Annotated in this window: 24 protein-coding genes; 8 read left to right on the top strand and 16 right to left on the bottom strand. The window is 67.7% G+C overall.

What is annotated here, in order from left to right; translation table 11 throughout:
* Nucleotides 1-39 precede the first annotated feature (39 nt).
* Complete coding sequence (locus tag IG75_RS0126385) at nt 40-510, top strand: VOC family protein (protein WP_030523720.1); 471 nt, start codon at nt 40-42, stop codon at nt 508-510.
* 29 nt (nt 511-539) lie between these two features.
* On the opposite strand, the gene uvrB is transcribed toward IG75_RS0126385, so the two are convergent.
* The gene (gene uvrB, locus IG75_RS0126380) at nt 540-2,732 is read right to left on the bottom strand and encodes an excinuclease ABC subunit UvrB (protein WP_276087049.1); all 2,193 of its coding nucleotides are present in this window, start codon (nt 2,730-2,732) and stop codon (nt 540-542) included.
* Between the two features lie 137 nt (nt 2,733-2,869).
* On the opposite strand from uvrB, the gene IG75_RS0126375 reads away from it, so the two are divergent.
* Nucleotides 2,870-3,394 carry a ribonuclease FAU-1 family protein gene (locus IG75_RS0126375; RefSeq protein WP_030523722.1) on the top strand — a complete coding sequence of 175 codons (525 nt, stop codon included), beginning with the start codon at nt 2,870-2,872 and terminating at the stop codon, nt 3,392-3,394.
* A 72-nt stretch (nt 3,395-3,466) separates the two neighbouring features.
* Here the strand turns inward: IG75_RS0126375 and coaE are convergent, their stop codons facing one another.
* Nucleotides 3,467-4,669: a dephospho-CoA kinase gene (coaE, locus tag IG75_RS0126370; RefSeq protein ID WP_030523723.1), complete on the bottom strand. Its 1,203-nt coding sequence runs from the start codon at nt 4,667-4,669 to the stop codon at nt 3,467-3,469.
* A 182-nt stretch (nt 4,670-4,851) separates the two neighbouring features.
* On the opposite strand from coaE, the gene IG75_RS38515 reads away from it, so the two are divergent.
* Nucleotides 4,852-5,064 (top strand): hypothetical protein, encoded by a 213-nt coding sequence (locus IG75_RS38515; RefSeq protein WP_081877111.1) that lies wholly within the window; start codon nt 4,852-4,854, stop codon nt 5,062-5,064.
* A gap of 58 nt (nt 5,065-5,122) precedes the next feature.
* Here IG75_RS38515 and IG75_RS0126365 read toward each other — a convergent pair whose 3' ends face one another.
* Nucleotides 5,123-5,824, bottom strand: coding sequence for a TetR/AcrR family transcriptional regulator (locus IG75_RS0126365; protein ID WP_210436845.1), 702 nt, complete (start codon nt 5,822-5,824; stop codon nt 5,123-5,125).
* An 86-nt stretch (nt 5,825-5,910) separates the two neighbouring features.
* On the opposite strand from IG75_RS0126365, the gene IG75_RS0126360 reads away from it, so the two are divergent.
* Complete coding sequence (locus IG75_RS0126360) at nt 5,911-6,588, top strand: NAD(P)-dependent oxidoreductase (protein ID WP_030523725.1); 678 nt, start codon at nt 5,911-5,913, stop codon at nt 6,586-6,588.
* 66 nt (nt 6,589-6,654) lie between these two features.
* On the opposite strand, the gene rpsA is transcribed toward IG75_RS0126360, so the two are convergent.
* Nucleotides 6,655-8,121, bottom strand: a complete 1,467-nt coding sequence (rpsA, locus tag IG75_RS0126355) for a 30S ribosomal protein S1 (protein WP_030523726.1) — start codon at nt 8,119-8,121, stop codon at nt 6,655-6,657.
* A gap of 167 nt (nt 8,122-8,288) precedes the next feature.
* Between rpsA and IG75_RS0126350 the strand changes: the two genes are divergently transcribed.
* Nucleotides 8,289-9,155: a class I SAM-dependent methyltransferase gene (locus IG75_RS0126350; protein WP_030523727.1), complete on the top strand. Its 867-nt coding sequence runs from the start codon at nt 8,289-8,291 to the stop codon at nt 9,153-9,155.
* A 140-nt stretch (nt 9,156-9,295) separates the two neighbouring features.
* Here IG75_RS0126350 and IG75_RS39745 read toward each other — a convergent pair whose 3' ends face one another.
* Together IG75_RS39745 and IG75_RS0126340 are read right to left on the bottom strand one after the other, a co-directional pair.
* Nucleotides 9,296-9,469, bottom strand: a complete 174-nt coding sequence (locus tag IG75_RS39745) for a type II toxin-antitoxin system antitoxin (RefSeq protein ID WP_168165643.1) — start codon at nt 9,467-9,469, stop codon at nt 9,296-9,298.
* Nucleotides 9,469-10,353, bottom strand: a complete 885-nt coding sequence (locus tag IG75_RS0126340) for an SPFH domain-containing protein (RefSeq protein WP_030523728.1) — start codon at nt 10,351-10,353, stop codon at nt 9,469-9,471. Before IG75_RS0126340 ends, IG75_RS39745 begins: the two co-directional genes overlap by 1 nt.
* A gap of 131 nt (nt 10,354-10,484) precedes the next feature.
* Between IG75_RS0126340 and IG75_RS0126335 the strand changes: the two genes are divergently transcribed.
* A complete protein-coding gene (locus IG75_RS0126335; RefSeq protein ID WP_030523729.1) occupies nt 10,485-11,570 on the top strand; it encodes an isocitrate/isopropylmalate dehydrogenase family protein in 1,086 nt (361 codons plus the stop codon).
* Nucleotides 11,571-11,583: 13 nt separating this feature from the next.
* Here the strand turns inward: IG75_RS0126335 and IG75_RS0126330 are convergent, their stop codons facing one another.
* From IG75_RS0126330 to IG75_RS0126320, 3 genes are read right to left on the bottom strand one after another with little or no spacing between them, the layout of a single operon-like run.
* The gene (locus tag IG75_RS0126330) at nt 11,584-12,336 is read right to left on the bottom strand and encodes an amino acid ABC transporter ATP-binding protein (RefSeq protein WP_168165646.1); all 753 of its coding nucleotides are present in this window, start codon (nt 12,334-12,336) and stop codon (nt 11,584-11,586) included.
* Nucleotides 12,337-12,350: 14 nt separating this feature from the next.
* Complete coding sequence (locus IG75_RS0126325) at nt 12,351-13,283, bottom strand: amino acid ABC transporter permease (RefSeq protein ID WP_030523731.1); 933 nt, start codon at nt 13,281-13,283, stop codon at nt 12,351-12,353.
* Nucleotides 13,280-14,152 (bottom strand): ABC transporter substrate-binding protein, encoded by an 873-nt coding sequence (locus IG75_RS0126320; protein ID WP_081877151.1) that lies wholly within the window; start codon nt 14,150-14,152, stop codon nt 13,280-13,282. Before IG75_RS0126320 ends, IG75_RS0126325 begins: the two co-directional genes overlap by 4 nt.
* 214 nt (nt 14,153-14,366) lie before the next feature.
* Between IG75_RS0126320 and IG75_RS0126315 the strand changes: the two genes are divergently transcribed.
* Nucleotides 14,367-14,900 (top strand): 2'-5' RNA ligase family protein, encoded by a 534-nt coding sequence (locus IG75_RS0126315; protein WP_030523733.1) that lies wholly within the window; start codon nt 14,367-14,369, stop codon nt 14,898-14,900.
* Nucleotides 14,901-15,022: 122 nt separating this feature from the next.
* The gene (gene trxA, locus IG75_RS0126310) at nt 15,023-15,406 is read left to right on the top strand and encodes a thioredoxin (protein WP_030523734.1); all 384 of its coding nucleotides are present in this window, start codon (nt 15,023-15,025) and stop codon (nt 15,404-15,406) included.
* Nucleotides 15,407-15,561: 155 nt separating this feature from the next.
* On the opposite strand, the gene IG75_RS0126305 is transcribed toward trxA, so the two are convergent.
* The 7 genes from IG75_RS0126305 to IG75_RS0126270 form a co-directional block, all read right to left on the bottom strand.
* The gene (locus IG75_RS0126305; RefSeq protein WP_030526018.1) at nt 15,562-16,002 is read right to left on the bottom strand and encodes a 2-isopropylmalate synthase; all 441 of its coding nucleotides are present in this window, start codon (nt 16,000-16,002) and stop codon (nt 15,562-15,564) included.
* A 721-nt stretch (nt 16,003-16,723) separates the two neighbouring features.
* Nucleotides 16,724-17,515, bottom strand: coding sequence for an MspA family porin (locus IG75_RS0126300; protein WP_030523736.1), 792 nt, complete (start codon nt 17,513-17,515; stop codon nt 16,724-16,726).
* 403 nt (nt 17,516-17,918) lie between these two features.
* On the bottom strand, nt 17,919-20,657 hold the full coding sequence (gene polA / locus IG75_RS0126290) for a DNA polymerase I (protein WP_030523737.1): 2,739 nt from the start codon (nt 20,655-20,657) through the stop codon (nt 17,919-17,921).
* Between the two features lie 304 nt (nt 20,658-20,961).
* The gene (locus tag IG75_RS0126285) at nt 20,962-21,723 is read right to left on the bottom strand and encodes an ABC transporter ATP-binding protein (RefSeq protein ID WP_030523738.1); all 762 of its coding nucleotides are present in this window, start codon (nt 21,721-21,723) and stop codon (nt 20,962-20,964) included.
* On the bottom strand, nt 21,720-22,766 hold the full coding sequence (locus IG75_RS0126280; protein WP_081877112.1) for an ABC transporter ATP-binding protein: 1,047 nt from the start codon (nt 22,764-22,766) through the stop codon (nt 21,720-21,722). The genes IG75_RS0126285 and IG75_RS0126280 overlap by 4 nt, the downstream gene beginning before the upstream one ends.
* The gene (locus IG75_RS0126275) at nt 22,763-24,157 is read right to left on the bottom strand and encodes a branched-chain amino acid ABC transporter permease (protein WP_030523740.1); all 1,395 of its coding nucleotides are present in this window, start codon (nt 24,155-24,157) and stop codon (nt 22,763-22,765) included. Before IG75_RS0126275 ends, IG75_RS0126280 begins: the two co-directional genes overlap by 4 nt.
* Nucleotides 24,154-25,191: a branched-chain amino acid ABC transporter permease gene (locus IG75_RS0126270; protein ID WP_030523741.1), complete on the bottom strand. Its 1,038-nt coding sequence runs from the start codon at nt 25,189-25,191 to the stop codon at nt 24,154-24,156. The genes IG75_RS0126275 and IG75_RS0126270 overlap by 4 nt, the downstream gene beginning before the upstream one ends.
* Nucleotides 25,192-25,199 lie beyond the last annotated feature (8 nt).

The raw sequence follows: 25,199 nt of genomic DNA, 5'->3' as shown, positions 1-25,199 counted from the left end.
TACAAGAATCCGCGGCCCCGGCGCGGCAGAGTCATGGGCATGAGCGAAACAGTCGATCCCATCCCCGCGGGCTACCACTCCATCACCGTGTTCATCGCGGTCTCCGACGGCAATGCCGCCATCGACTTCTACACCGCGGTGTTCGGCGCCGAAGTGATCTCGCGCAACGATATGCCCGACGGGCAACCCGCCCACGCCGAACTGAAGATCGGCGATTCCACCATCCAGCTGGGGCTCCCGGTACCGGACCAGAATGTGCTGGCGCCCAGCGGCGACTGGGTACACACCTCGCTGGTCCACTACTGCCCCGACGTCGACGCGGTGATCGCCCGTGCCCGCGAGCACGGCGCCCGGGTGGCCGAGGACCCGGCCACCTTCGTCACCGGCGACCGCTACGGCGCCCTGAAGGACCCCTTCGGCCATCGCTGGGTCGTGATGACCCGGGTGGAGGATGTCTCCCGCGAGGAGGCCGAGCGTCGCGTGAACGAATGGATGGCCACGCAGGCCTGAACCCGAGAGCCGGCGCGGTCCGGATCCGGTCACTGCAATCCGGCCGCATCCATACCGCGCAGCTCCTTCTTCAGGTCGGCGATTTCATCGCGCAGCCGGCCCGCGAGCTCGAACTGCAGCTCGCGGGCCGCGTTCATCATCTGATCGGTGAGTTCGGCGACCAGGTCGGCCAGCTCGGCGCGCGGCATGGACTTGATATCGCGCCCCTCGACGATGCCCGCGCTGACCGCCCGGCCGGGTTCGCCCTGGGCCCGCCGGCCGCGGCTGGCGTTACGGCCGGAACCACCGACCTCCACCTCGTCGCCGGCCTCGGAATAGACCTGGTCGAGAATATCGGCGATCTTCTTGCGCAGCGGCTGCGGATCGATGCCCATTTCCGCGTTGTAGGCGAGCTGTTTGGCGCGCCGGCGCTCGGTCTCGTCGATGGCGTCGCGCATCGAATCGGTGATCTTGTCCGCGTACATGTGCACCTCGCCGGACACATTGCGAGCGGCCCGGCCGATGGTCTGGATCAAACTCTTCGTACTGCGCAGGAAGCCTTCCTTGTCGGCGTCCAGGATCGCGACCAGCGATACCTCGGGCAGGTCCAGGCCCTCGCGGAGCAGGTTGATCCCGACCAGCACGTCGTACTCGCCCAGCCGTAGCTGCCGCAGCAACTCGACCCGGCGCAGGGTGTCGATCTCGGAATGCAGATAACGCACCCGAACGCCGAGACCGAGCAGATAGTCGGTCAGGTCCTCGGCCATCTTCTTGGTGAGCGTGGTGACCAGGACCCGCTCGTCGCGCTCGGTCCGCAACCGGATCTCGTGCAGCAGGTCGTCGATCTGCCCCTTGGTGGGTTTCACCTCGACCTTCGGATCGACCAGGCCGGTGGGACGGATGACCTGCTCCACCACCTCACCGCCGGTGCGGCCGAGCTCGTAGTCGCCGGGGGTGGCCGACAGGTACACCGCCTGCCCGATCCGTTCGGCGAATTCCTCCCAGGTGAGCGGGCGATTATCCACCGCCGAAGGCAACCGGAAACCGTACTCGACGAGGTTGCGTTTCCGCGACATATCCCCCTCGTACATCCCGCCGATCTGCGGCACGGTCACATGGGATTCGTCGATCACCAGCAGAAAATCGTCCGGGAAATAGTCCAGCAGGGTGGCCGGCGCCGAACCGGCGGGCCGGCCGTCGATATGACGCGAATAGTTCTCGATACCGGAGCAGAAGCCGACCTGCCGGATCATTTCCAGGTCGTACTGGGTACGCATCCGTAACCGCTGCGCCTCGAGCAGTTTGCCCTTGCGTTCGAGCTCGGCGAGGCGTTCCTCGAGTTCGGCCTCTATAGCGACGACGGCCCGTTCCATCCGCTCGGGTCCCGCCACATAATGGGTGGCCGGGAAGATACGCACCGTATCCACCTTGCGCACGACATCGCCGGTGAGCGGGTGCAGATAATAGAGTTCCTCGATCTCGTCGCCGAAGAATTCGATCCGGACCGCCAGTTCCTCGTAGGACGGAATGATCTCGACGGTATCGCCGCGCACCCGGAACGACCCCCGCGTGAACGACATATCGTTGCGCGTGTACTGGACATCCACCAGCATCCGCAGGAATGCGTCGCGGTCGACCTCGGAGCCGACCTCGAGCAGGACGGAGCGGTCCAGATAGGACTGTGGCGTGCCCAGACCGTAGATACAGGACACCGACGCGACCACCACCACATCCCGGCGCGACAGCAACGCGGAGGTCGCCGAGTGGCGCAGGCGCTCCACATCGTCGTTGATCGAGCTGTCCTTCTCGATATAGGTATCGGTCTGCGCGATATACGCCTCGGGTTGGTAATAGTCGTAATAGGAGACGAAATACTCCACCGCGTTGTGCGGGAACATTTCGCGCAGTTCGTTGGCGAGCTGCGCCGCCAGTGTCTTGTTCGGGGCCATCACCAGCGTCGGCCGCTGCAGCCGTTCGATGAGCCACGCCGTGGTCGCCGATTTACCGGTACCGGTGGCACCGAGCAGCACCACATCGGGCTCACCCGCGGTGATCCGGCGCTCGAGTTCCTCGATCGCGGCGGGCTGATCACCGGCCGGCCGATGCGGGCTGACCACCTCGAACCGCCCACCGGTGCGTTCGATCTCACCGACCGGGCGGAACTCCGATCGGGCCAGCGGAGTCTCTCCGTCGGCCTCGGTCCCGCTGACGCCGGCCGCACGGAGTTCGGTTGCGAATGCCATGCCCCAAGACTAAGCGCGGACACCGACAGAATCCCGCCCGCGACCTGTGCCGGAGCCCACGTCCCGCGGCCGGGCCCGGCGGGACGAAGCGGCGGCCCCTACTCGCCCGGCCCGCCCGGTGGGTAGATTCAGCAGCTGTGACACAGGCACCGAGCGTGGACGTCCACCGGCCGAAGGTGGAGTACTTCGATATCGCGGAACTGACGAACACCGATCCGAAGGGTTTCGTCCGCGATGTGGAGCGCTACCACCTCGAGCCCTGGGGGCTCTACATGGCGCGGACCGCCGATCACCCGCAATTCCACTACATCGAGTCGTGGCTGCTCCCCGAATTGAACCTGCGCGCGACGGTGTTCCATTTCAATCCGGCCCATCGGCGCGATCAGGACTATTACCTCGATATCGGCGAATTCGGCGAGGTCGGGCCGAAGAAATGGCGCTCGGTGGACCATTATCTCGATCTGGTGGTCCGCACGGGAAGAGAGACCGAACTCCTGGACGTCGACGAACTCCTGGCGGCACACACCGTGGGCCTGCTCGATGCCCGTGCCGCGGAGCGAGCGGTGGCCACGGCCACCCGGGCCATCGACGGTATCGCCGCCCACGGCCACGACTTCCTGGCCTGGACGGCCTCGCTGGATATGCCGCTCACCTGGCTGTAACCCGCCGGCGCGCCGGGACCCCGCCCGCCCGCTCCGCGGAGCGGGCGCACCGCCCGGGCACATCCGCTACCGCTACTCCGGATGCGCGGCCCGCCAGGTGAGCACCCGCTGGTACACCGCGTCGAACCAAGGTTCCTCGACCGCCAGGTAGGCGGCGACGGCTTCCTCTCGATCGAGCCCCCCGGCCGCGGCCGCCGCCTTCTGCTTCACCTCGGCGTATTCCGCCCGTGCGGCCGGTTCGGCGCGCAGCCAGTCGCGGAAGGCGAGCGCGAACACCTGCCCGGGCCCACCGGCGACCCGCAGATGGACATAGGCCGGGCGCCCGGGATCGGCGCTGCCGTGCACGCGTTTCTCCCAGCGCCCCGGATCCACCTCGGCTCCGGCACCCGGCTTCGGATTGTCGTGGGTGTGCTGCGGGATCACCGGGAATCCGGCGGCGGCCAGCGCGTCGCGGATACCGTCGGCCGCGGCGAGGTCCGGCACGGTGATCTGCAGGTCGAGGAGGTCTTTCGCGGGTAGGCCGGGCACCGCGGTGGAACCGATATGGTCGATCCGCACAGCGGCGGCGCCGGCGGCCACCCGCAGCCGCGCGATCAGCCGCTGCGCCTGCGCGGCCCATTCCGGATCCGGGTCCACGAGACGGGGCGCCGGCCGCACGGCGTCGCCGGAACGCATATTCGCCTCGAACGGGACCAACCGCTCGTCCCACAGCCGCGCCACAGCGGCTTCGACCTCGCCGGCGGGGCCGTTGTTGTCCAGCAGCACATCGGCGGCGGCCCGGCGCTGCTCGTCGGTCGCCTGCGCCGCGATCCGCGCCCGCGCATCGTCCTCGGCCACCCCCCGGAATTCGACCAGGCGTCGGATCCGGGTCTCGGCGGCGACATCCACCACCAGCACCAGGTTCATGAAGGGTGCCATATGGTTTTCCACCAGCAGCGGAACATCCTGGACCACAACGGCGTCCGGCGCGGCGGCGGCGAAGAGTTCGGCCGTGCGCTGCCCGACCAGCGGATGGGTGATGGAGTTCAGAGTGGTGCGTGATTCGTCGTCACGAAACGCCTTGGCCGCCAACGCGGGACGATCCAGGCTGCCGTCCGCGGCCAGGATATCCGAGCCGAACGCCTCGACCAGGGCGGCGAGCCCCGGCGTTCCGACCGCGACCACTTCCCGTGCGATGACATCGGAGTCGATGAGCACCGCGCCCCGCTCCACGAGCGCTCGCGCGACCGTCGATTTGCCCGCTCCCATACCGCCGGTGAGGCCGATTCGCAACATTCGCCCAGTCTCGCATCCGCCCGTACCGCCGCAGCGACGAGGTTTCGCGCACTACCCGCTCGACACGCCCAGGCGTGGGGGAACGGCGCAAATGTCCTGATTACGCCAGTGACTGCGTTAGTGTTCGGCCTGAGTGCACGCCCCGATTCACCGCTTCTGTTACGGATAGCAAAGGAACGAGCATGCGCATCAGGTACTACCGCACAGGCCGGCACCGGCTGGGGGCGCCGGGGCGCGTGCACTGTCTCACCATTCCGGCCGTGGCGGCGTATCTGGCGAAGAACCGCCGCCCCTGGCTCAGCCTTTTCACCATCGCACCCCGCCACAGTCTCGCCGCTCATCGCCCGCGTCCGTCGATGGTCTGGCCGCGCTGGGTCCCGGTCCCGGCAGGTTAGTTCCCGGCGGACAACGGTGGCCCGGTCCTCGGACCGGGCCACTGTTGTATCCCGGGCGCTAGAGCCCCAATCCATCGATCAGCTCGTCCATCTCGGCTCGGAAGAGTTTGGCCGGGTCGGCTGTCTGCGGCCGCAGATGGCCGTACACCTCGAGCGCGATGAGGCCGTGCATCCGGCCCCACATGCGCAGCGCGAAAGCCAATCCGGCGGGCGGCAGTTCAGGGAACTCCGATCGGACGTGCCCGGTGAGTTCCGGGGCGAAATCGGCCCAATCGACCTGGTCATCAGCCGCCCGGCCGCGACGGTGGGGCCAGACGGCCGCCGCCAGGCCGACCAATCCCGTGCAGGCTCGCAACTCCGCCGCCGCGGCCGGCCCGCCCGGAGGTGGCCGATAACCGGGGACCGGGTCCCCGTAGACGAGCCGGAATTCCGCGGGGCGCTCCACTGCCCAGCCGCGCACCGCCTCGCCCCACGCCACAATCCGGCCGCCGGGATCCGCCACGGGGATCACGTCCCGTGCCGCCTCGAGACGGTCGACCAGGGCCGTGTAGACGTCGGCGATCAAGGTGGAGATCAGATCGTCGCGGGTCGCGTAATAACCGTAGACAGCGCCCGCCGTCATCCCCATTTCCCGGGCGATCGCCCGCAAGGCGATCGCGTCGGGGCCGCCCTCGGCGAGCAGCCGTAATGCGATCGCCTTGATCTCGCGGGTGGTCTCCGCCCGCAACCGCTCCCGGCGGCTCATCACTACTTCGGCCACGCTTGACACTCTACAGAGTTGCTAGTCTCCTATGTACAATTTCTGAACGCCGTGTAGTAAATGCACGGCATGCACTAGGAGTGGGTATGCATATCGGAGTTTTCGGTGCCACCGGCGTGATCGGCTCCCGAGTGGTCGCCGAATGCGTACACCGAGGTCATCGGATACGGGCTTTCACCACCGACGAATCCCGCTTCCCGCGGGAGCGTGGCGATATCGACTGGCAGGTGGCCGACTGGCGCGACGTGGACAGTATCGCCACCGCGATCGCCGGGCTGGATGTGGTGATCAGTGCGGTCAACGCCGGCTATGGAATCGAGGAAACAATCGCGCGCGCAGGCGATTTCGTCACGGGGGCGGAGGCGATGGTGGCGGCCCTGGCACGGCATCCGGCGACCCGGGTACTCGTGGTCGGCGGCGCGGGCAGCCTCGAAGTCGCCCCCGGCCGGCAGCTCGTGGACGAGCCGGACTTCGCGGACAACCTTCCCGCCGCACTCGGCGTACCCCGCGAGTACCGCCGAGTCGTCGCCGCGTTGCGAGACGCACTGAATATCTATCGCACGTCGAATCGTCTCTGGACCTACCTCAGCCCGTCCTCGGGCCGTATCGACCCCGGTGAACGGACCGGCAGATTCCGGATCGGCGGCGACCAACTGCTCGATACCGGCGGCCGCGATATCTCCGCCGAGGATGTCGCGGTGGCGCTCCTGGACGAAGCGCAGCTTCCGCGGCACATCCAGCGCAGGTTCACCGTCGGGCACTGACGCGGAAGACCCCGGTCCACCAGGGACCGGGGTCTTCCGTTCGGCTATCGGCTATCGATGGTCGCCTCAGGCGTTACCGGACAGCTTCTCCCGCAGGGCCGCGAGCTGGGCGTCGCTGGCAAGCGAACCGCCGCCCGACTCCGGCTGGCTGGTGCTGGACTGCGCGCCGCTCTCGGAGGAGTAGTTCGACGAACCGCCACCGCCCGCGGCCTCGGCCGCGGCGTCGGCCGCCATCTTCTCCATCTGCGCGGTGTGCATCTTGTGCCGACGCTCGGCCTCGGCGTAGCGGCCTTCCCACTCTTCGCGCTGCTTGTCGAAGCCCTCGAGCCATTCGTTGGTCTCGGGATCGAAGCCCTCGGGGAAGATGTAGTTGCCCTGCTCGTCGTAGCTGTCGGCCATACCGTACTTCGACGGATCGAACTCGGCGCTGTAGTCCTCGTTGGCCTGCTTGAGGCTCAGCGAGATCCGGCGACGCTCCAGGTCGATGTCGATGACCTTGACCATGGCGTCGTCGCCCACGACCACAACCTGGTCCGGGACCTCGACGTGGCGCTCGGCCAGCTCCGAGATGTGCACCAGGCCCTCGATGCCCTCTTCGACGCGCACGAACGCACCGAACGGCACCAGCTTGGTGACCTTGCCGGGCACGATCTGGCCGATGGCGTGGGTGCGAGCGAACTGCCGCCACGGATCTTCCTGGGTGGCCTTCAGCGACAGCGAGACACGCTCGCGGTCCAGGTCGACGTCGAGAACCTCGACGGTGACCTCGTTGCCCACCTCGACCACCTCGGACGGGTGATCGATGTGCTTCCAGGAGAGCTCGGAGACGTGCACCAGACCGTCGACACCGCCGAGATCGACGAAGGCGCCGAAGTTGACGATAGAGGAGACCACACCCTTGCGGACCTGGCCCTTCTGCAGCTGGTGCAGGAATTCGCTGCGCACCTCGGACTGGGTCTGCTCCAGCCAGGCACGGCGGGACAGGACCACGTTGTTGCGGTTCTTGTCCAGCTCGATGATCTTGGCCTCGATCTCCTTGCCGACGTACGGCTGCAGATCACGGACCCGGCGCATCTCGACCAGCGAGGCGGGCAGGAAGCCGCGCAGACCGATGTCGAGGATCAGACCGCCCTTGACGACCTCGATCACGGTGCCGCGGACGGCCTCGTCCTTCTCCTTGAGCTCCTCGATCGTGCCCCAGGCGCGCTCGTACTGAGCCCGCTTCTTGGACAGGATCAGGCGACCCTCTTTGTCCTCCTTGGTGAGGACAAGAGCCTCCACCTCATCGCCCACGGAAACGACCTCGTTCGGGTCGACATCGTGCTTGATGGAGAGCTCGCGAGACGGAATGACGCCTTCGGTCTTGTAACCGATGTCGAGCAGGACCTCGTCGCGGTCGACTTTGACGATGGTTCCTTCGACGATATCGCCGTCGTTGAAGTACTTGATCGTGGCGTCGATGGCGGCGAGGAAATCCTCGGCGGAGCCGATGTCGTTGACGGCTACCTGCGGCGAGGTGACGGTGGTGGGCATGTGGCGGTTTGCTCCGGACGGATTGTGATCGGTTGCGGACATTGAGACTTTCGGTACGCTGCGATACACCCAGCGGCTCCAGGTGTGATCACTTGCGCGTTCAGCGTACGCGACCCGGAACCGGGCGGGCAAACGACCCCCCGCAGCGAATCTATAGGCTTCGAATCGTGTCCGACGACCTCGTTCAAGATCGCCACGCTCAGGCCACCGAACTACTGGGCACCACGGGTGCGGCACGCCTGCGGATCGGCTCGGCCGAGAGCGAACGCGCGAACCGGCGCTGGTGGGACGCCGACGCCGGCCAGTACCACGATACGCACGGGGATTTCCTCGGTGCCGACAGTGTCGGCGGCGAATTCGTCTGGTGCCCGGAGGGCCTGCACGAAGGCGATATGGGTTTCCTCGGCGAGGTCACCGGCAAACGGATTCTCGAGGTCGGCTGCGGGTCGGCACCCTGCGCCCGCTGGCTGGCCGGCCGGGGAGCCCACCCGGTCGGGCTCGATATCTCGCGGGGAATGCTGTCCCGGGGGCTGGCCGCGATGACGCGGGGCGGACCGCGGGTGCCGCTGGTGCAGGCGGGCGCCGAGGCCCTGCCGTTCGCGGACGAATCCTTCGATCTGGCCTGTTCGGCCTTCGGCGCGGTCCCCTTCGTCGCCGATTCCGCCCTGGTGATGCGCGAGGTCGCCCGGGTGCTGCGGCCGGGCGGGCGCTGGGTGTTCGCGGTGAACCATCCGATGCGGTGGATCTTCCGCGACGATCCCGGCCCGGACGGTCTCGAAGCGGTGATCCCCTATTTCGACCGCACCCCGTACACCGAGATCGACAGCGAAGGCCGGTGCACCTATGCGGAACACCATCGCACCATCGGTGACCGGGTCCGGGAGATAGTCGGGGCCGGATTGGTGCTCGACGATATCGTCGAACCGGAGTGGCCGGAATGGCTGGACCGGGAATGGGGCCAGTGGAGCCCGCTACGCGGTCAACTGTTCCCGGGCACAGCCATCTTCGTGAGCCATAAACCCGACCGACCGTAAGGCTCGGCGGCGAGCGCTCCTCGGCGCCGAAGAGTGGAGTGCGCCGAAGGTGCGACAGCGGTCGCGGGACACGTCGGCGGTGACGGACACAAGAATCTCCCGGCTCGCCCGGAGACGGGCGAGCCGGGAGCCCGGTCCGATCAGGATTCGTCGCCGCGGGTCGGACGCGGAGAACGTCCGGCCTGCTCCAGCGCGCGCCGGAGGGCGAATTCGATCTGCGCGTTGACGCTGCGCAGATCGTCGGCCGCCCATCTGGCGATCGCGTCGTGGACCGCGGGGTCGAGCCGGAGCAGGACCTTCTTGCGTTCGGCCATCAGTTGTACAGCGATCCCGCATTGACCACCGGCTGTGTCGGCCGGTCACCGCACAGCACCACCAGAAGGTTCGAGACCATGGTGGCCTTGCGTTCCTCGTCCAGTTCGACCATGCCCTCGGCGGTGAGCCGGTTCAGCGCCAGCCCGACCATGCCCACCGCGCCCTCGACGATCTGCGTCCGGGCGGCCACCACCTGCGCCGCCTGCTGACGGACCAGCATCGCCTGCGCGATCTCCGGCGCGTACGCGAGGTGGGTGATCCGCGCCTCGATGACCTCGATCCCGGCGGTCTCGGTGCGGTCACGCAATTCCACTGTGAGTTCCTCGGCGACCTCGGCGCCGTCACGCAGGCTGGTGCGGTCGGCGTCGTGGGCGTCGTAGGGGTGGGTGGTGGCCAGGTGCCGGACCGCGGCCTCGGACTGGGTTTCCACGTATTCCTCGTAGTCGTCCACGGCGAAGGCGGCCTTGAAACTGTCGACCACCTTGTAGACGACCACCGCCGCGATTTCCACCGGGTTACCGTCGGCGTCGTTGACTTTCAGTTTCTGTGTCTCGAAGTTCCGGACCCGCAGCGAGATACTGCGGCGATCGGTCAGCGGCAGGACCGAAAAGAATCCGGGTTCGCTCACCGAGCCGATATAGCGGCCGAAGAACTGGACGACCTTGGCCTCGTTGGGGTTCACCACCGTCAGGCCGGTGATGCCGAGCAGCAGGATCACCGCCAGCACGCACGCGACGATCGCCCCCGCCAGGCCCGCGGCGTTCCGGTGCTGTGCGAATGCCGCGAATCCCGCGATCGCCACCGCCGCCAGCGCGATGGTGAGTACCAGCCAGATCAATAGCACGACGAACCCGTTGACCCGCGCGGCGTTCCGGAATGTCATGACATCCTCCCTCTATCAAAGTGATATCACCAAGATAGCATCGTGCGCACTGGACCGGGCGCGCACGATACGAATCACGAGCCGCCCGGCCCCGCGGCCGGTTAGCACCGATTGCCTGCGACCATGTGCGGATGGAACGGACAGCACAGGGTGAGCGGTTACGCCTCGGCGTGATCGAGGGCGACGGGATCGGGCCCGAGGTGGTGGGTTCGGCGCGGCGGGTGGTGGACGAGGCACTGTCCGCCGCCGGCGCGGCCGCGGTCGACTGGGTCCCGCTGCCGATGGGCCGCCGCGCCATCGACGAATTCGGCACCGCCCTCCCGGAAGCCACCCTGACCGGCCTGCTCGACACCGACGGCTGGATCCTCGGCCCGCACGACAATGCCTCCTATCCCCCGGAGCACCGCATCGCGCCGGGCGGTGCGATCCGGCGTCATTTCGGCCTGCACGCCAATATCCGGCCCGTCAAAGCATTTCCCGGTGTCGCGGCGGTCGCACCGGATATCGACCTGGTGGTCGTCCGCGAGAACAGCGAGGGTTTCTACGCCGACCGGAACATGGCGGTCGGGTCCGGGGAGTTCTGTCCCACCCCGGATATCGCCCTGTCGGTCGGCCTGGTGACCCGGGCGGCGTCCGAACGGATCGCGCACGAGGCCTTCCGGCTGGCCACCGCCCGGCGCGGGCGGGTGACCATCGTGCACAAAGCGAATGTGCTGCCACTGACCATGGGATTGTTCCGCGACACCTGCTATGCCGTGGCACGCGAGTACCCCGATGTGACGGTGACGGACGAACACGTCGACGCGGCCGCCGCGCATCTGGTCCGCGCCCCCGGTGATTTCGATGTCCTGGTCACCGAGAACCTGTTCGGTGACATCCTGTCCGATCTGGCCGCACAGCTCGGCGGATCGCTGGGTACGGCCGCCTCCCTGAACTGTTCGGCCGACCGGGCGATGGCACAGGCCGTCCACGGCGCCGCCCCCGAGCTGGCCGGACACAACCGCGCCGATCCGGTGGCCCTGCACCTGTCCGCCGCCATGCTGCTGCGCTGGCTGGCCGACCGGCACGGCCGGCCGGTCCTCGCCGGGGCCGCGAAGCGGATCGAGCACGCGGTCGCGGCGACCTTCGCCGCCGGTATCGCCACGGCCGACCTGGGTGGCCAGGCGTCGACCGGCGAATTCACCGAACAGGTCACCGCACGGGTCCACTTCCGGTAGGCACGGACGGCTACTACAGCAGCCGGGACAGGAACGCTTTGGTGCGGTCGTGCGCCGGATTCGTCAGCAGATCGCCGGGCGGCCCCGCCTCGACCACGACTCCCCCGTCCATGAACACCAGCCGATCGGCCACCTCGCGCGCGAAACCCATCTCATGGGTCACCACGATCATCGTCATACCCGAGGCCGCGAGCTCGCGCATGACCGTGAGAACTTCACCGACCAGCTCCGGGTCCAGCGCGGAGGTGGGCTCGTCGAACAACATGAGTTTCGGGTCCATCGCCAGCGCCCGGGCGATCGCCACCCGCTGCTGCTGGCCGCCGGACAGCTGTGCCGGATAGGCACCTGCCTTGTCGGCCAGCCCGACCCGGTCCAGCAGTTCCTTCGCCCGCGTCACCGCGTCGGCCCGGCGGGTCTTCTTGACCTGGATGGGTGCCTCGATGATGTTGGCGAGCACGGTGCGATGCGGGAACAGGTTGAAATGCTGGAAGACCATGCCGATCTCCCGCCGCTGGCGGGCCGCGTCGCGCGGATGCAGCTCGTAGAGCTTGCCGGCTTGCTCGCGGTAGCCGACCAGTTCCCCGTCCACGTACAAGCGACCCGCGTCGATCTGTTCCAGATGGTTGATACACCGGAGGAAGGTGGATTTTCCCGACCCCGAGGGCCCGATCAGGCACAGCACCTGACCGTGCCGCACGTCCAGCGAGATGCCCTCGAGGACCCGTAGCGCCCCGAAACTCTTGCAGACCCGGTCGGCGCGGACCATCGGTTCCGTCGCGCTCATTTCGCCCGTACCTCTCCGCGCGCGTCGGCCAGCTCCTGGAGCTGTTTCGCGGTCAGTTGCCGGGATATACCCCGCGAATAGTATTTCTCCAGGTAGTACTGGCCGACCATCAGCACGCTGGTGATCGCCAGATACCAGGTGGCCGTGACCAGCAGCAGCGGTATGGGCAGGAAGTTCACCCCGTAGATATCGCGGGCCCGGCCGAACAGATCGGTACTGAGCGGTATGGCGGTGACCAGCGCGGTGGTCTTCAGCATGCTGATGAGTTCGTTACCGGTCGGCGGGATGATCACCCGCATGGCCTGCGGCAGCACCGTCCGCCGCATGGTCTGCGACCAGGACATACCGAGCGCGATGGATGCTTCACGCTGGCCTTCACCGACCGAGTTGATCCCGGCCCGGACGATCTCGGCCATATACGCCGCCTCGTTGAGTCCCAGCCCGATCACGGCGAACGCGAACCCGGCCTGCAAACTCTGCACATCGACCTCGAACAGGCGCGGACCGAAGGGCACACCGAACGCGACGTTCTGGTACAGCGACGGGACCAGCCCCCAGAAGACCAGTTGCACGTACACCGGGGTCCCGCGGAACACCCACAGGTAGACCCAGGCGCTCGCCCGCAGCACCGGGTTCGGCGACAGCCGCATCACCGCCAGCGTGGTACCGAGTACGACGGCGATGACCATCGCCAGCACGGTGAGCTCCAGGGTGACCACCGCGCCCGCCGCGATCCGGGTATCGCGCAGATACTGCCAGTACACATCCCAGCGGTACGCGGGATTGGTGGCCGCGCCGTAGACGAACAATCCGGCCAGCGCCAGGATCAGCGCGGCGGCCGCCCAGCGGCCGGGCCGCCGCAACGGCACCGCGGCGATGGGCTCGGGTTCGGCGGCCGCGGCGGCGGCCCCGGTCGGATCGGCGGTCATCGCGTCGACTCCCTCGCACCGTTGATCACGGAGGTACGCAGCGCGCCCTCCTGGACTCCCCAGTTCTCGGTGATCTGGCGGTACTGCCCGGTATCGATGAGGTGCTGCAGCGCGTCGCGCAGCAGCGGCGCCAGCGGCGACCCTTTTACGATGGCCCACCCGTAGGGCGCGGCGTCGAAGATCGGGCCGGCCGGTTCGATCTTGCCGTCGGTCTGTTCGATCGCGTACGCGGTGACCGGGGAATCCGCGGACATGGCGTCCACCTGACCTAGGACCAGCGCATTGGTCACCGCGCTCTGTTCGTCGAACGCGTCGATGATGATCGGGTCCCGGCCCGCGGCGACACAGGCTTCGCTCTTGGCCGGGACTTCCTCGATGTGCTCCACGGTCGTCGCCTGGACCGCGACGCGCTTACCGCAGGCGTTCGCGGGGTCGACGTGCCGGCCGGTGCGCTGCGCCCACTGCACCCCCGCGCTGAAATAGGTGACGAAATCGACCTGCTTCTCCCGCTCCACCGAATCGGTGATCGAGGACATGCCGATATCGTAGGTACCGGCCTGGACCGCGGGAATGATCTTCTCGAACGCCGATTCGGTGTAGCGGGCGCGCAGACCGAGCACCGCGGTGACCGCGTCCATCAGGTCCACGTCGAAACCGACGATCGCGCCGTGCCGGTCACGGTACTCGTTCGGCTGATACGGCACATTGACCCCGACCACCACCTCCCCGGCGGCGGCGATATCGGCCGGCACCCGCGCGGCCAGCGCGTCCACCGCGCGCACCGCGACCTTGGGCGGGACCGGCCCGGTGTCCTCCACATTGGTCACGCACCCGGTCAGCAGCGCGATACCGGCCAGCCCGCAGACCATGCGCCGCACCCGGGCACCGGATCGATCCACCACCGCCACCACCTGCCGCTCGCGAATAATCGTGGGCCCTCGGCCGCTCGTCGACCTTGTCAGGCACAGTAGGCGACCGCGGCCCGCGGCACACCCCGAGTAACCCAAGATTGATCTCCGGGCGCGGCGCCCGGCACAGCCACCGCCCGTCCTCCGGCGGCCGACCCGCTACCGTCTGCAGATCATGGTGCAGTCGGTGGAATTACTGCTCGACGAGGCGGCCGAACAACGTATCCGGCGGCAGTGGGACCTGCTCGCCGAAGCGGGGCTGCCCGGGCTGGGACAGGGCAGGCGCGACGGAGACACCGAAAGTCACCGGCCGCACATCACCGTGGCGGTGGCCCGGCAGATCTGGCCGCGGATCGAACAGGAGCTCGACCGGTTGCCGTTCCGGCCCTTCCCGGTACGTCTCGGCGGCGTGCTGGTGTTCGGGGCGCGGCGGCCGATCCTGGTGCGGGCGGTGGTCCCGTCCGAACAACTGCTGGCCTGGCATCGCCGCATCCACCAGCTGGTCGAACCGTGTCCTGATATCCCGGCCAATCTGCGCCCCAACCAATGGACACCGCATGTCACGCTGGCGCGGCGGGTCCTGCCGCAGCGGATCGGTGACGCGGTGGCCGCCGTCGCGGCCGACCGGGACACCACCGCGACCGTGGTGGGTATCCGGCGCTGGGACGGCGACCAGCGCCGGGCGTGGTCGGTCGCCGAACACGGCTGACCGGAGCCGGACCGACCGTGGACCCCGCCACGTAGGGTGGGGACCGGTGGCGTACGACACCGCCGCGGAACACCGCGGCCGGGGCCGGCGTTACAGCCTGAAACCGACCACGAGAGGACGTCATGGCCACCCAGACACTGACGCAGCAGAACTTCGATGACGTAGTCACCAGTAACGACGTCGTACTCGTCGATTTCTGGGCTTCCTGGTGCGGACCGTGCCGCAGCTTCGCCCCGACCTACGATGCGTCGTCGGAGAAGCATCCCGATGTCGTGCACGGCAAGGTCGATACCGAGGCCGAACAGGGCCTGGCCGCGGCCGCCAATATCCAGTCCATCCCGACCATCATGGCCTTCCGCGAGGGTGTACTCGTCTTCGCGCAGCCCGGGGCGTTGCCGCCCGCGGCGCTCGAGGACCTGGTCTCCCAGGTGAAGGCACTCGATATGGATGAGGTTCGTCAGCAACTCGCCGAGCAGCAGGCGACCAACGGCGAAGCAGCCGAATAGAATTGACGAACGACGGCGGGCTCCACACTTTCCGGGGATGGTGTGGAGCCCGCCGTCGCGTTGTCGTACGGTGCGGTCGGTAGCCCACTGGTGACACAGCCGGGCACAAGCCCGTCGACAGCCCGCGCACGGCCGGAGCGAACGCGAAGGTACGCCTAGCGCAGCGCTCCCAGGCGGTTCACGCTGGCGATCATGGCCCGCACCGAGGATTCCGCGCCGTCGGCGGCGAGGGCAGCGCCCCAGCCACGGCGACCGTCGGATTCGCATTGCACGAAGGTCGCGGTGCCCGCCGCCGTGCGACGCTGATGGAACCGCAGGATCTCGACGGGGTAGCCGGCTTCGTAGAGTGCCGAGGTCATGGCGGCGATGGGGCTGCCCGCCGCCACGACCGAACGGGACCAGCCCGCGAATTCGAGGGTCGCGGTGAAGGCGCCGCCGCGCGCACCGGTGGACGACCAGCCCGCGAGCCGGATCGGGCCGGCGCATTCGCCGTAACGGTCGTGGAATTGATCGGCCGTCAGTTCCGCGCATTCGGTACGCAGGCTGCGCGGGGCGGCCGTGGTCAGGGCGTCGTTTTCCAGAGTCAGTGTGGTCATGAGCACGTAGGTCTTCCCAGAGATGGTCGGCAGGTTTGGGGGACCAGCAAAAGCAGAAAAAGGGGGCCCGCAGCGAGGGGGCCGGTCCGAATCAGACCCCGCTACGGCGGGTTACTACTACGGCAAGTAGCCGACGAGCCGACTCCGCGGTACGCGAGAGGAGCACCGCACCGTCGCGATCTGCGAACATCGGCGCGGCACACAGGCCGGCGGCAGGAATTTGCACGGGGTCGAGAATAAAGACTCCCCGGGAAGATGGCAACCATATTCGCGCGCCGTTTCTCCTACCGCCGAGTACCGTTCTCCCTGGTCACCGGCAGACAACCCGAAATCGCCGCCGGGTGCCGGTGACCGACCGGACGCCGCGCCGCCGGCTACACAGCTCGAGCGAGCCACGCCGAACGGCACCCCACCCCCGGCGGGCCGGACGCCACCGCGACCCATCGACCGCAAACCGGCTCTTCTCGATGCGGATTGGGACATTCCATGATCGGCCCCCGAATCTTTTGTTCGCCCCGCAGCCCGCCTACCCGGCCCCGCAGTCCCGGACGACAGGCACGGCACACCGTCATCGCTTTACGGCCCGGGCTGCGCGCGTCCGGGCCGCGAGCGACGGCGGCCAGGTGGCGAGTGACCTTCGTCACTCGCCACGCCGCGGACCGCACTTCGAGAGCGGACGGCATCCGAGGGCACCGGCAGTGGGCGCGGTGGCCTGGCCCGCTCAGAATATGAATGAGGTGCCGTAACCCGTCGTCTGCACAGTGCCACCGGGGGTATCGGCACGCACGGTGACGAACGGCATGGCCGAGGCCGGGGACAGACAGCCGTTGACCTGCAACGGGGTATTGCTGTGCGCGAAGGTGTACGGGAAGGTCGATTCCTCGTCGAGTTCCGCCGCGCCGACCACGGCCGTCGTCACCGTGCCGGGCGCCAAGTTGACCGCGAGCTCGCCGGCGAGGCCGGTCTCGACACCGAAGGCCTGCGCCAGAGCAGCACCCACACCGGTACTGACGCCGACCTCGGGCGGTGTCAGCACGTCGAGCCAGGGATCGACCATAGGCTGTCCGTTCCCTTCGGGGTCCGGCTCGGCCATAGGCGGTTCGACCGCTCCGGGGGCGAGATCGACCCCGAAGTCGACACCCACCTCAGGTGCGACCTCGGTGGAGGCACCGACACTCGGTGCGATGGCGACCGAGATTCCGTTGGCAATATCGACGGCGCAGCCGAGCAGATAGCCGGCGACGATCTCACCGCCGCGCAGCGGTGAGCCGCCGTCGGCGGCGACCGAGAAGTCCCCGGATACCTTGACCGTATGCGCGAAGGGCACCCCCATCGCCGTGTCACCGGACGGCTCGGAAGTACTGGAATTCGCGGACGCCACCACGCGCAGCCCACCGGAATCGATTTCCCCCGGCGCTGCCCGCGCCGTGGTATCGACAGTGGAGACAGCGCCGGTGACGACCGATATCACCGCGGCGAGCGTGGCCACAATGGATGAATACTTGTGGTTCATCGTGCTCCAGTCCTCATGTTCGGATCGAAAATTCACACGAACTCGGACACCGCCGACTGTCCCGAAATCCGGATCGCACAGGCGAACCCGATTTCCAGGCGATTACCCCGGAAGCAATATCCGTACCGCATCCGAGATTCGCCGATGAATCGGTAAGCAGTACTCGCGGAGCATCATAAACACCTGTGCCCGGTACCGGGCACAGGCCACGCGCCGAATACTCCACTGATCGGCGCACAATCGCCGTCCATCCCGGTTCCGGAACCGGATCGGCACGAGCAGACGGCACCTCGCGGCAGAAATCGGTCACGACCTCTGTCCGCTGTGGACAGCACGGCACGGTCCGGGCCCACCGACGATCATCCGTCCCGGCGGGCGCTGCGGACCGCTGCCGCCGCGCGGCTCAGTGCGCCGCCGCGTCCCAGCTGCGCCCGACGCCGACCGAAACACTGAGCGGGACAGAGAGTTCGATGGCGGAGGCCATCTGCTCCCGAGCCAGCTCCCGCAACTGTTCCCGCTCACCCGGCGCGACCTCGAAGACGAGTTCGTCGTGGATCTGCAGCAGCATCCGCGACCGCAGCCCGGATTCGGCCAGCGCGCTGTGCACATTGATCATCGCGACCTTGATGATATCGGCGGCGGTGCCCTGGATCGGGGCGTTGAGCGCCATCCGCTCGGCGGCCTCGCGGCGCTGGCGGTTGCTGTGGTCGAGGTCGGGCAGATAGCGGCGCCGGCCGAAGAGGGTCTGCGTGTAGCCCACCTTGCGGGCCTGCTCCACCACGGCGTGCAGATAGTCGCGGATACCGCCGAACCGGGCGAAGTAGATATCCATCTGCTCCTTCGCCTCCTGGGTGCTGATCTTCAGCTGAGCGGACAGACCGTAGGAGCTGAGGCCGTACGCGAGACCGTAGGACATCGCCTTGATCCGGCGGCGCACCTCCGGGGACACCTCGGAGATCGGAATGTCGAACGCCTTGGAGGCGACGAAACTGTGCAGATCCTCGCCGGAGTTGAAGGCTTCGATCAGGCCCTCGTCCCCGGAGAGATGGGCCATGATCCGCATCTCGATCTGGCTGTAGTCGGCGGTCATCAGCGATTCGTAGCCCGGGCCGACCACGAACGTGTCCCGGATCATCCGGCCGGTATCGGTACGGATGGGAATGTTCTGCAGATTGGGCTCGGTGGACGACAGCCGCCCGGTGGCGGCGATGGTCTGGTTGAAGGTGGTGTGGATCCGGCCGTCGTCGGCCACGGATTTCAGCAGGCCGTCCACGGTGACCTTGAGGCGGGTGGCGTCGCGGTGGGCGAGCAGATGCTGCAGGAAGGGATGCTCGGTCTTCTCGTAGAGCGATTCCAGCGCGTCCGCGTCGGTGGTGTAGCCGGTCTTCGTGCGCTTGGTCTTGGGCATATCGAGTTCGTCGAACAGCACCACCTGCAGCTGTTTCGGCGACCCGAGATTGATCTGCTTCCCGATCACGTCGTAGGCGGCGTTCGCGGCCTCGGCGACCTTGTCCGCGAACTGCCGCTGCAATTCGCCGAGCTGATCGGTGTCGACGGCGATACCGGCGTCCTCGAGTTCGGCGAGCACCCCGAGCAGCGGCAGTTCCATCTCGTCGAGCAGCGGCGTGGATTCGATCTTGGCGAGCTCTTCGTCCAGGGCGTCGGCCAGATCGGCGACCGCGCGGGCCCGCAGCATTTCGTTCTGCGCGAGTTCGGCGTCGACCGCGTCCTCGGCGTCCAGCAGGGAGAGCTGCGGCGCGGCCTCGGTCTCGGTGCGCAGTTCCCGGTGCAGGTACCGCAACGACAGATCGTCGAGGTTGAAGCTGCGCTGGCCCGGGCGGACCAGATAGGCGGCCAGCGCGGTATCGCTGCTCAGGCCCCCCAGCGTCCAGCCGCGACCGCGCAGCGCGTGCAGCGCGCCCTTGGCCTCGTGCAGGGCCTTGCTGTGCGAGGTATCGGTGAGCCAGGCACCGAGCGCCGATTCGTCCTCGGCGGTGAGGGCGGTGATATCGATATAGCCGGATTCGCCGTCCGCGGCGGCGATGGCGAGCGCGCGCACGTCACCGGCCGCCGGTGTACTGGTGCCTGACAACGAAATACCGTGCCGGGCACCGGATTTCGCGTGTTCGGCGAGCCAGTCCGCCACGCTGCCGGGCTCGAGTGTGCGCCCGCTGATCTCGAAACCCGATTCGGCCTCCACGGTGGGCGGGGCCAGGGTTTCGAAGAGCCGGTCGCGCAGTACCCGGAATTCCAGATCGTCGAACAGCTGGTGGATCCGCTCCCGGTTCCAGGCCCCCTGCGCCAGCTGATCAGGGGTGTAGGGCAGCGGGACGTCGCGAACCATCTCGGTGAGCTGACGGTTGAGCACCACACTGCTCAGATTGGCGCGCAGCGAATCACCGACCTTGCCGCGGACCTCGTCCACCTTGTCGACGAGTGTGTTCAGATCCCCGTACTCCCGGATCCATTTGGCGGCCGTCTTCTCCCCCACGCCCGGGATACCGGGGAGGTTGTCACTGGGGTCGCCACGCAGCGCCGCGTAATCCGGGTACTGCGCCGGGGTGAGACCGTATTTCTTCTCGACCTCCTCCGGAGTGAACCGGGTGAGATCGGAGACCCCTTTCCGGGGATACAGCACCGTCACGTCGTCACAGACCAGCTGGATCGAGTCACGGTCGCCGGTGACCACCAACACCCGGTATCCCTGCGGGACGGCTTGGCTGGTGAGCGTGGCGATGATGTCGTCGGCCTCGTAACCCTCGATCGCCATCACCCGGATACCGAGCGCGCCCAGCACCTCTTTGGTGAGTTCGACCTGCCCGCGGAATTCGTCGGGAGTCGCCGACCGGTTTGCCTTGTACTCCGGGTAGGCCTCCACCCGGAAGGTCTGCCGGGAGACGTCGAAGGCGGCGGCCACATGGGTCGGTTTCTCGTCACGCAGCAGATTGATGAGCATGGCGGTGAACCCGTACACCGCATTGGTGGTCTGCCCGGTGACCGTCTGGAAATTCTCCGCGGGCAGCGCGAAGAAGGCCCGGTAGGCCAGCGAATGCCCGTCCAGTAGCAGCAGCGTGGGCCGATCTCCCGAGGAACCCGGGGCGGCGGAGGCGGACGTCGGCTGCGCAGTGGTCGGTGAGGTCACACCCCGAGAGTCTAGGGACCCCCACCGACACCCGCCCACACCCGTACCGGGTCGGCCCCGCCCGGCACCATCCCGTATCGGACCGGCCCGCCGACGCCCTGCTACCGGGTCGTCCCCGGCGCGCGCCGCGCCGCCACCGGGTCGACTCGAGCCGACACCATCCCCGTACCGGACCGGCCCGCCGACGCCACTCGGTTCCGGCTCACCGCCACCGACACCATCCCTGCACCGGACCACGTCGGCCGGCCCCGCACACCTCAGATGCCGGTGATCAAATGGTACGCCCGGAAGCCGGTGGCCGGCCTCAGCCGACTCCCAGGTAGGCGGCCTGTACCGCGGGATCGTCGAGCAGCTCGCGGCCGCGCCCGGTCTTGGTGATCTTCCCGGTTTCCACGATGTAGGCGCGATCACTGCGGGCCAGCGCCTGCCGGGCGTTCTGCTCCACCAGCAGCACGGTGGTACCGGTGGCGTTGATCTCGGCGATGATCCGGAAGATCTGCTGGATCACCATCGGTGCCAGGCCCATGGACGGTTCATCCAGCAACAGCAGCCGCGGCCGGGCCATCAGCGCCCGCCCGATGGCGAGCATCTGCTGTTCGCCGCCCGAGAGCGTGCCGCCGGCCTGTTTGCGCCGCTCCAGCAGCCGCGGGAACAGTTCGAAGACCCGGTCCAGAGCCGCCGCGTACTCGACCTTCTTCGCGAAAGGCCGGGCGTAGCAACCCATATCGAGGTTCTCCTGCACGGTCATCCCCGGGAACACACCCCGGCCCTCGGGCGCCTGCACCAGCCCGGCGATCACCCGCTCGTGCGCCTTCAGCCGACTGATATCGCCGCCCTCGAAACGGATCTGCCCGCGGGTCAACGGCAGCAGCCCCGACAGGGCACGCATGGTGGTGGTCTTCCCGGCGCCGTTCGCGCCCAGCAGGGTGACCAGTTCCCCCGGGGCGACCCGCAGCGAAATACCGTGCAGGGCTTGGATCCTGCCGTAGCCGACAACCATATCGGTGACCTCGAGCAGTGGCTCGGTGCCGGTGTCCTTCGCGAACTGGTCCGGTGCCGTGGTCATCCGCGCTCCTCCGATCCGTGCCCGGCGGCATCCGCCGCGTTCTTCTCCGCGCGCAGCGCCGCCGTGGACGCCGCGAGATCCGCCGAGGTCAGCTCTTCGTCCGGGACGCCCAGGTAGGCGGCGATGACCGCCGGGTCGGTGCGGATCTGCTCGGGTAGGCCGTCGGCGATCTTGCGCCCGAACTCCAGCACCACGATCCGGTCGGTGACACCCATCACCAGCCGCATATCGTGCTCGATCAGCAGTACGGTGAACCCGTCGTCGCGGATCTTGCGGATCAGGTCCATGAGCGCGGATTTCTCGCTCGGGTTGAACCCGGCGGCCGGTTCGTCCAGGCACAGCAGCTTCGGTTCGGTCGCCAGCGCCCGCGCGATCTCGAGGCGCCGTTGATCGCCGTAGGAGAGGTTGCGGGCCTTCTCCACCGCGCGCGGCGCGATCCCCACGAACTCCAGCAGTGCCATCCCGCGTTCGATCGCGTCGTGTTCCTCTCGCCGATGCCGCCGCGTCCGCAGAATCGCGCCCGGCACCGAGGTGCGGTGCCGGGCGTCGGTGCCCACCACCACGTTTTCCAGTGCGGTCATCTCACCGAAGAGCCGCACGTTCTGGAACGTCCGGGCGATCCCGAGCCGGGTGATCGCGTTACGTTTGCTCTTGGTGAGCGGTTTCCCGTCGAAGTACACCGCGCCCGCCGCGGGCCGGTACACCCCGGTGATCGCGTTGAAACAGGTCGTCTTCCCGGCGCCGTTGGGGCCGATGAGGCCCAGGATCTCACCGCGCCGGATCTCGAAACTCACCGACTCCAGGGCGGTGAGCCCGCCGAACTCCACGGTGAGGTTCTCGGTCCGCAGCAGTGGCGCACCGACCTCGGTGCGGATCTCCCGGTGCGCGGCCACCACCTCGGCCACCGTCGCCGCGTCGGCCAGCGCCGGATCGACGGCGGCCACATCGACCTCACCGGCCGATTCGATCGGTTGCTCGGCCGCGTATCCGGCGGCCAGGTCCTCGTTGTCGAACAACGCGTCACCCGCGTTCGGCCCGGTCACGAGGTCACCTCCGTGGCGGGCCGGCGGACGGCCCGCGCGATCTGCCGGCCATAGGCGAGCAGTTTCTGCCGGACCGGGAACAGGCCCTGGGGTCGCAGAATCATCATCACCACCAGTGCGATTCCGAAGTACAGATATTTGAGGTCACCGAGACTCTGCGCACCGCCGGAATAGAACATGAGCACACTGCTCAGCAGCAGCACCGCGTACACCGCCGCGAGCACGGACACCGCGAGATATCCCCAGCGCCACGGGCCGGTCAGCTCCCGGGCCCGCAGCCGCCAGCCCACCAGCAGCGCCGCGATCACCACGACCGCGACCGCGAGCTGAACGTATCCGGTGGTCTCGTCATCGGTGATCTCCACCGACATCAACCGGTTCGGCAGGTACACCACCAGGAAGGCCCCGACGATCACGCCGAGTTTGTTGCCCTGGCCGCCGATCACCACCGCGCACAGGAACAGCATCGAGTTGATGATGTTGAACCCGGTCGGGTTGATGAACTGCACCTGCCCGGCGAACAGGGCGCCGGACAGGCCACCGATCCCGGCGCCGATCATGAACGCCCACAGCTTGAATTTGAAGGTGGGCACACCCATGATCTCGGCGGCGTCCTCGTCTTCGCGGATGGCCACCCACGCCCGGCCGACCCGGCTGCGTTCCAGGTTGCCGACCAGCAGCAGCACCGCCACCACGGCGAGCATGCCGACCCAGTACCACCAGGTCCCGGAGTTGGCGCGGTCGATCAGGTCGGAGCTGCCCGGATCGCCGACGTTTCCGGCCGAGAACACACCGTTGGGCCGGGACTCCGATTCGCCGATGTGCGGATAGGCGATGCCGGACAGACCCAGGCTGCCGTTGGTGAGTTCACCCAGGTTGTCGGCGAGCAGGCGGACGATCTCACCGAAGCCGAGGGTCACGATGGCCAGATAGTCCCCGCGCAGCCGCAGCGTCGGCGAACCGAGGATCAGCCCGGAGACCGCGGTCACCAGGATGGCCAGCGGAACACAGGCCAGCCATGCCCAATCGGAGTGCAGCCAACCGCCGTCGGTCTGGTTCCACGGGCTGTTCGGGCTGGTCAGCAGGCCGACGGTATACGCGCCGACCGCGTAGAAGCCGACGTAGCCCAGATCCAGCAGCCCGGCCTGGCCGACCACCACGTTCAGGCCGATGGCGATCAGGGCGTACATGGCGAACTGCGCCATGACCCCGCCGAAGCTGGTCCCCGGGGTGTCCAGCAGCGGCGGCGGGAACAGCGGCAGCAGCGCCAGCACCGCGAGGGCGGGGATACCCACCGCCCATTGCGCCGGGCGGCTCAGCCCGGCCCACCAGGCGCGGATCTCGTCGCCCAGCCCGTGCCCCGCGGTTTTCTCGATCTGCACCGTGTTCATGTGCGGGCCCTCCCGAGACTTTCACCGAGAATGCCGGTGGGCCGGAAGAACAACACCAGCACCAGCACCACGAACGCCACCACATCCCGCCATTCGGTACCGAACAGCATCTGGCCGTAGTTCTCGACCAGGCCGAGCAGCAGTCCACCGAGCAGAGCGCCGCGCAGGTTCCCGATACCGCCGAGCACGGCGGCGCTGAACGCCTTGATGCCGAGCACGAACCCGCCGGAGAAGATGATGGCGTTGGGGATCTTCATCACGTACAGCATTGCGGCGGCACCGGCCAGCAGACCGCCGATGAGGAACGTCAACATGATGACCCGTTCCCGCGATACCCCCATCAACGTGGCGGTATCGGGGTCCTGGGCCACCGCGCGGATACCGCGCCCGAACCGGGTGCGGTTGATGAGCACCTCGGCCAGGACCGCCAGTGTCACCGCCGACACCACGATCACCAGCGTCACATTGGTGACATCGGCGCCGCCGATGGTGAACTGCACCGTCGGTTCGACCAGCATGATCGGCTGCTGCGCATTGGTACCACCCAGGTCCGGCCAGAGCTTCGGCAGCACGAAGTGCACGAACTCCTGGAGTACGAACGACATACCGATCGCGGTGATCAGGAAGGTCAACGGTTTGGCACCGCGGCGGCGCAGCGGCCGATAGGCCGCACGCTCCAATCCCACCGCGGCCGCACCCGACACCGCCATCCCGAAGAGCATCGCCAGGCCCATATAGGTCACCGTGAGTATGACGCCCTGGCTGTAGACATTGCCGCTGGGCGCGAACCCCAGCAGCATCAGACCCACGTACTGCCCGAACATGCCGAGCATGAATACCTCGGAATGCGCGAAATTGATCAACCGGAGTACCCCGTAGACCAGGGTGTACCCCACCGCTACCAGCGCATATATCGCACCGTAGGACAAACCGTCGACCGTGAGCCGCCAGAATTGATCGATAACACCCTGGTAGTTGAAGTCGATCGATCCCTGCGCGAGAACGGCCGCGGCGGCCGGCAAGGATGCTGTCATTCGAAATC

Origin of the sequence: Nocardia rhamnosiphila NBRC 108938, assembly GCF_000720425.1 — a bacterium.
Taxonomy (GTDB): Bacteria; Actinomycetota; Actinomycetes; order Mycobacteriales; family Mycobacteriaceae; genus Nocardia; species Nocardia rhamnosiphila.
Note: the sequence above shows the minus strand (reverse complement) of the source record. Positions and strands in the feature narration are given on the sequence as shown.

Excerpts from the sequence above, each read along its gene's own strand:
- IG75_RS0126385 (WP_030523720.1), top strand. The coding sequence starts at position 40 with ATGAGCGAAACAGTCGATCCCATCCCCGCGGGCTACCACTCCATCACC.
- uvrB (WP_276087049.1), bottom strand. The coding sequence starts at position 2,732 with ATGGCATTCGCAACCGAACTCCGTGCGGCCGGCGTCAGCGGGACCGAG.
- coaE (WP_030523723.1), bottom strand. The coding sequence starts at position 4,669 with ATGTTGCGAATCGGCCTCACCGGCGGTATGGGAGCGGGCAAATCGACG.
- IG75_RS38515 (WP_081877111.1), top strand. The coding sequence starts at position 4,852 with ATGCGCATCAGGTACTACCGCACAGGCCGGCACCGGCTGGGGGCGCCG.
- IG75_RS0126360 (WP_030523725.1), top strand. The coding sequence starts at position 5,911 with ATGCATATCGGAGTTTTCGGTGCCACCGGCGTGATCGGCTCCCGAGTG.
- rpsA (WP_030523726.1), bottom strand. The coding sequence starts at position 8,121 with ATGCCCACCACCGTCACCTCGCCGCAGGTAGCCGTCAACGACATCGGC.
- IG75_RS39745 (WP_168165643.1), bottom strand. The coding sequence starts at position 9,469 with ATGGCCGAACGCAAGAAGGTCCTGCTCCGGCTCGACCCCGCGGTCCAC.
- IG75_RS0126340 (WP_030523728.1), bottom strand. The coding sequence starts at position 10,353 with ATGACATTCCGGAACGCCGCGCGGGTCAACGGGTTCGTCGTGCTATTG.
- IG75_RS0126335 (WP_030523729.1), top strand. The coding sequence starts at position 10,485 with ATGGAACGGACAGCACAGGGTGAGCGGTTACGCCTCGGCGTGATCGAG.
- IG75_RS0126330 (WP_168165646.1), bottom strand. The coding sequence starts at position 12,336 with ATGGTCCGCGCCGACCGGGTCTGCAAGAGTTTCGGGGCGCTACGGGTC.
- IG75_RS0126325 (WP_030523731.1), bottom strand. The coding sequence starts at position 13,283 with ATGACCGCCGATCCGACCGGGGCCGCCGCCGCGGCCGCCGAACCCGAG.
- IG75_RS0126320 (WP_081877151.1), bottom strand. The coding sequence starts at position 14,152 with ATGGTCTGCGGGCTGGCCGGTATCGCGCTGCTGACCGGGTGCGTGACC.
- IG75_RS0126315 (WP_030523733.1), top strand. The coding sequence starts at position 14,367 with ATGGTGCAGTCGGTGGAATTACTGCTCGACGAGGCGGCCGAACAACGT.
- trxA (WP_030523734.1), top strand. The coding sequence starts at position 15,023 with ATGGCCACCCAGACACTGACGCAGCAGAACTTCGATGACGTAGTCACC.
- IG75_RS0126305 (WP_030526018.1), bottom strand. The coding sequence starts at position 16,002 with ATGACCACACTGACTCTGGAAAACGACGCCCTGACCACGGCCGCCCCG.
- IG75_RS0126300 (WP_030523736.1), bottom strand. The coding sequence starts at position 17,515 with ATGAACCACAAGTATTCATCCATTGTGGCCACGCTCGCCGCGGTGATA.
- IG75_RS0126285 (WP_030523738.1), bottom strand. The coding sequence starts at position 21,723 with ATGACCACGGCACCGGACCAGTTCGCGAAGGACACCGGCACCGAGCCA.
- IG75_RS0126275 (WP_030523740.1), bottom strand. The coding sequence starts at position 24,157 with ATGAACACGGTGCAGATCGAGAAAACCGCGGGGCACGGGCTGGGCGAC.
- IG75_RS0126270 (WP_030523741.1), bottom strand. The coding sequence starts at position 25,191 with ATGACAGCATCCTTGCCGGCCGCCGCGGCCGTTCTCGCGCAGGGATCG.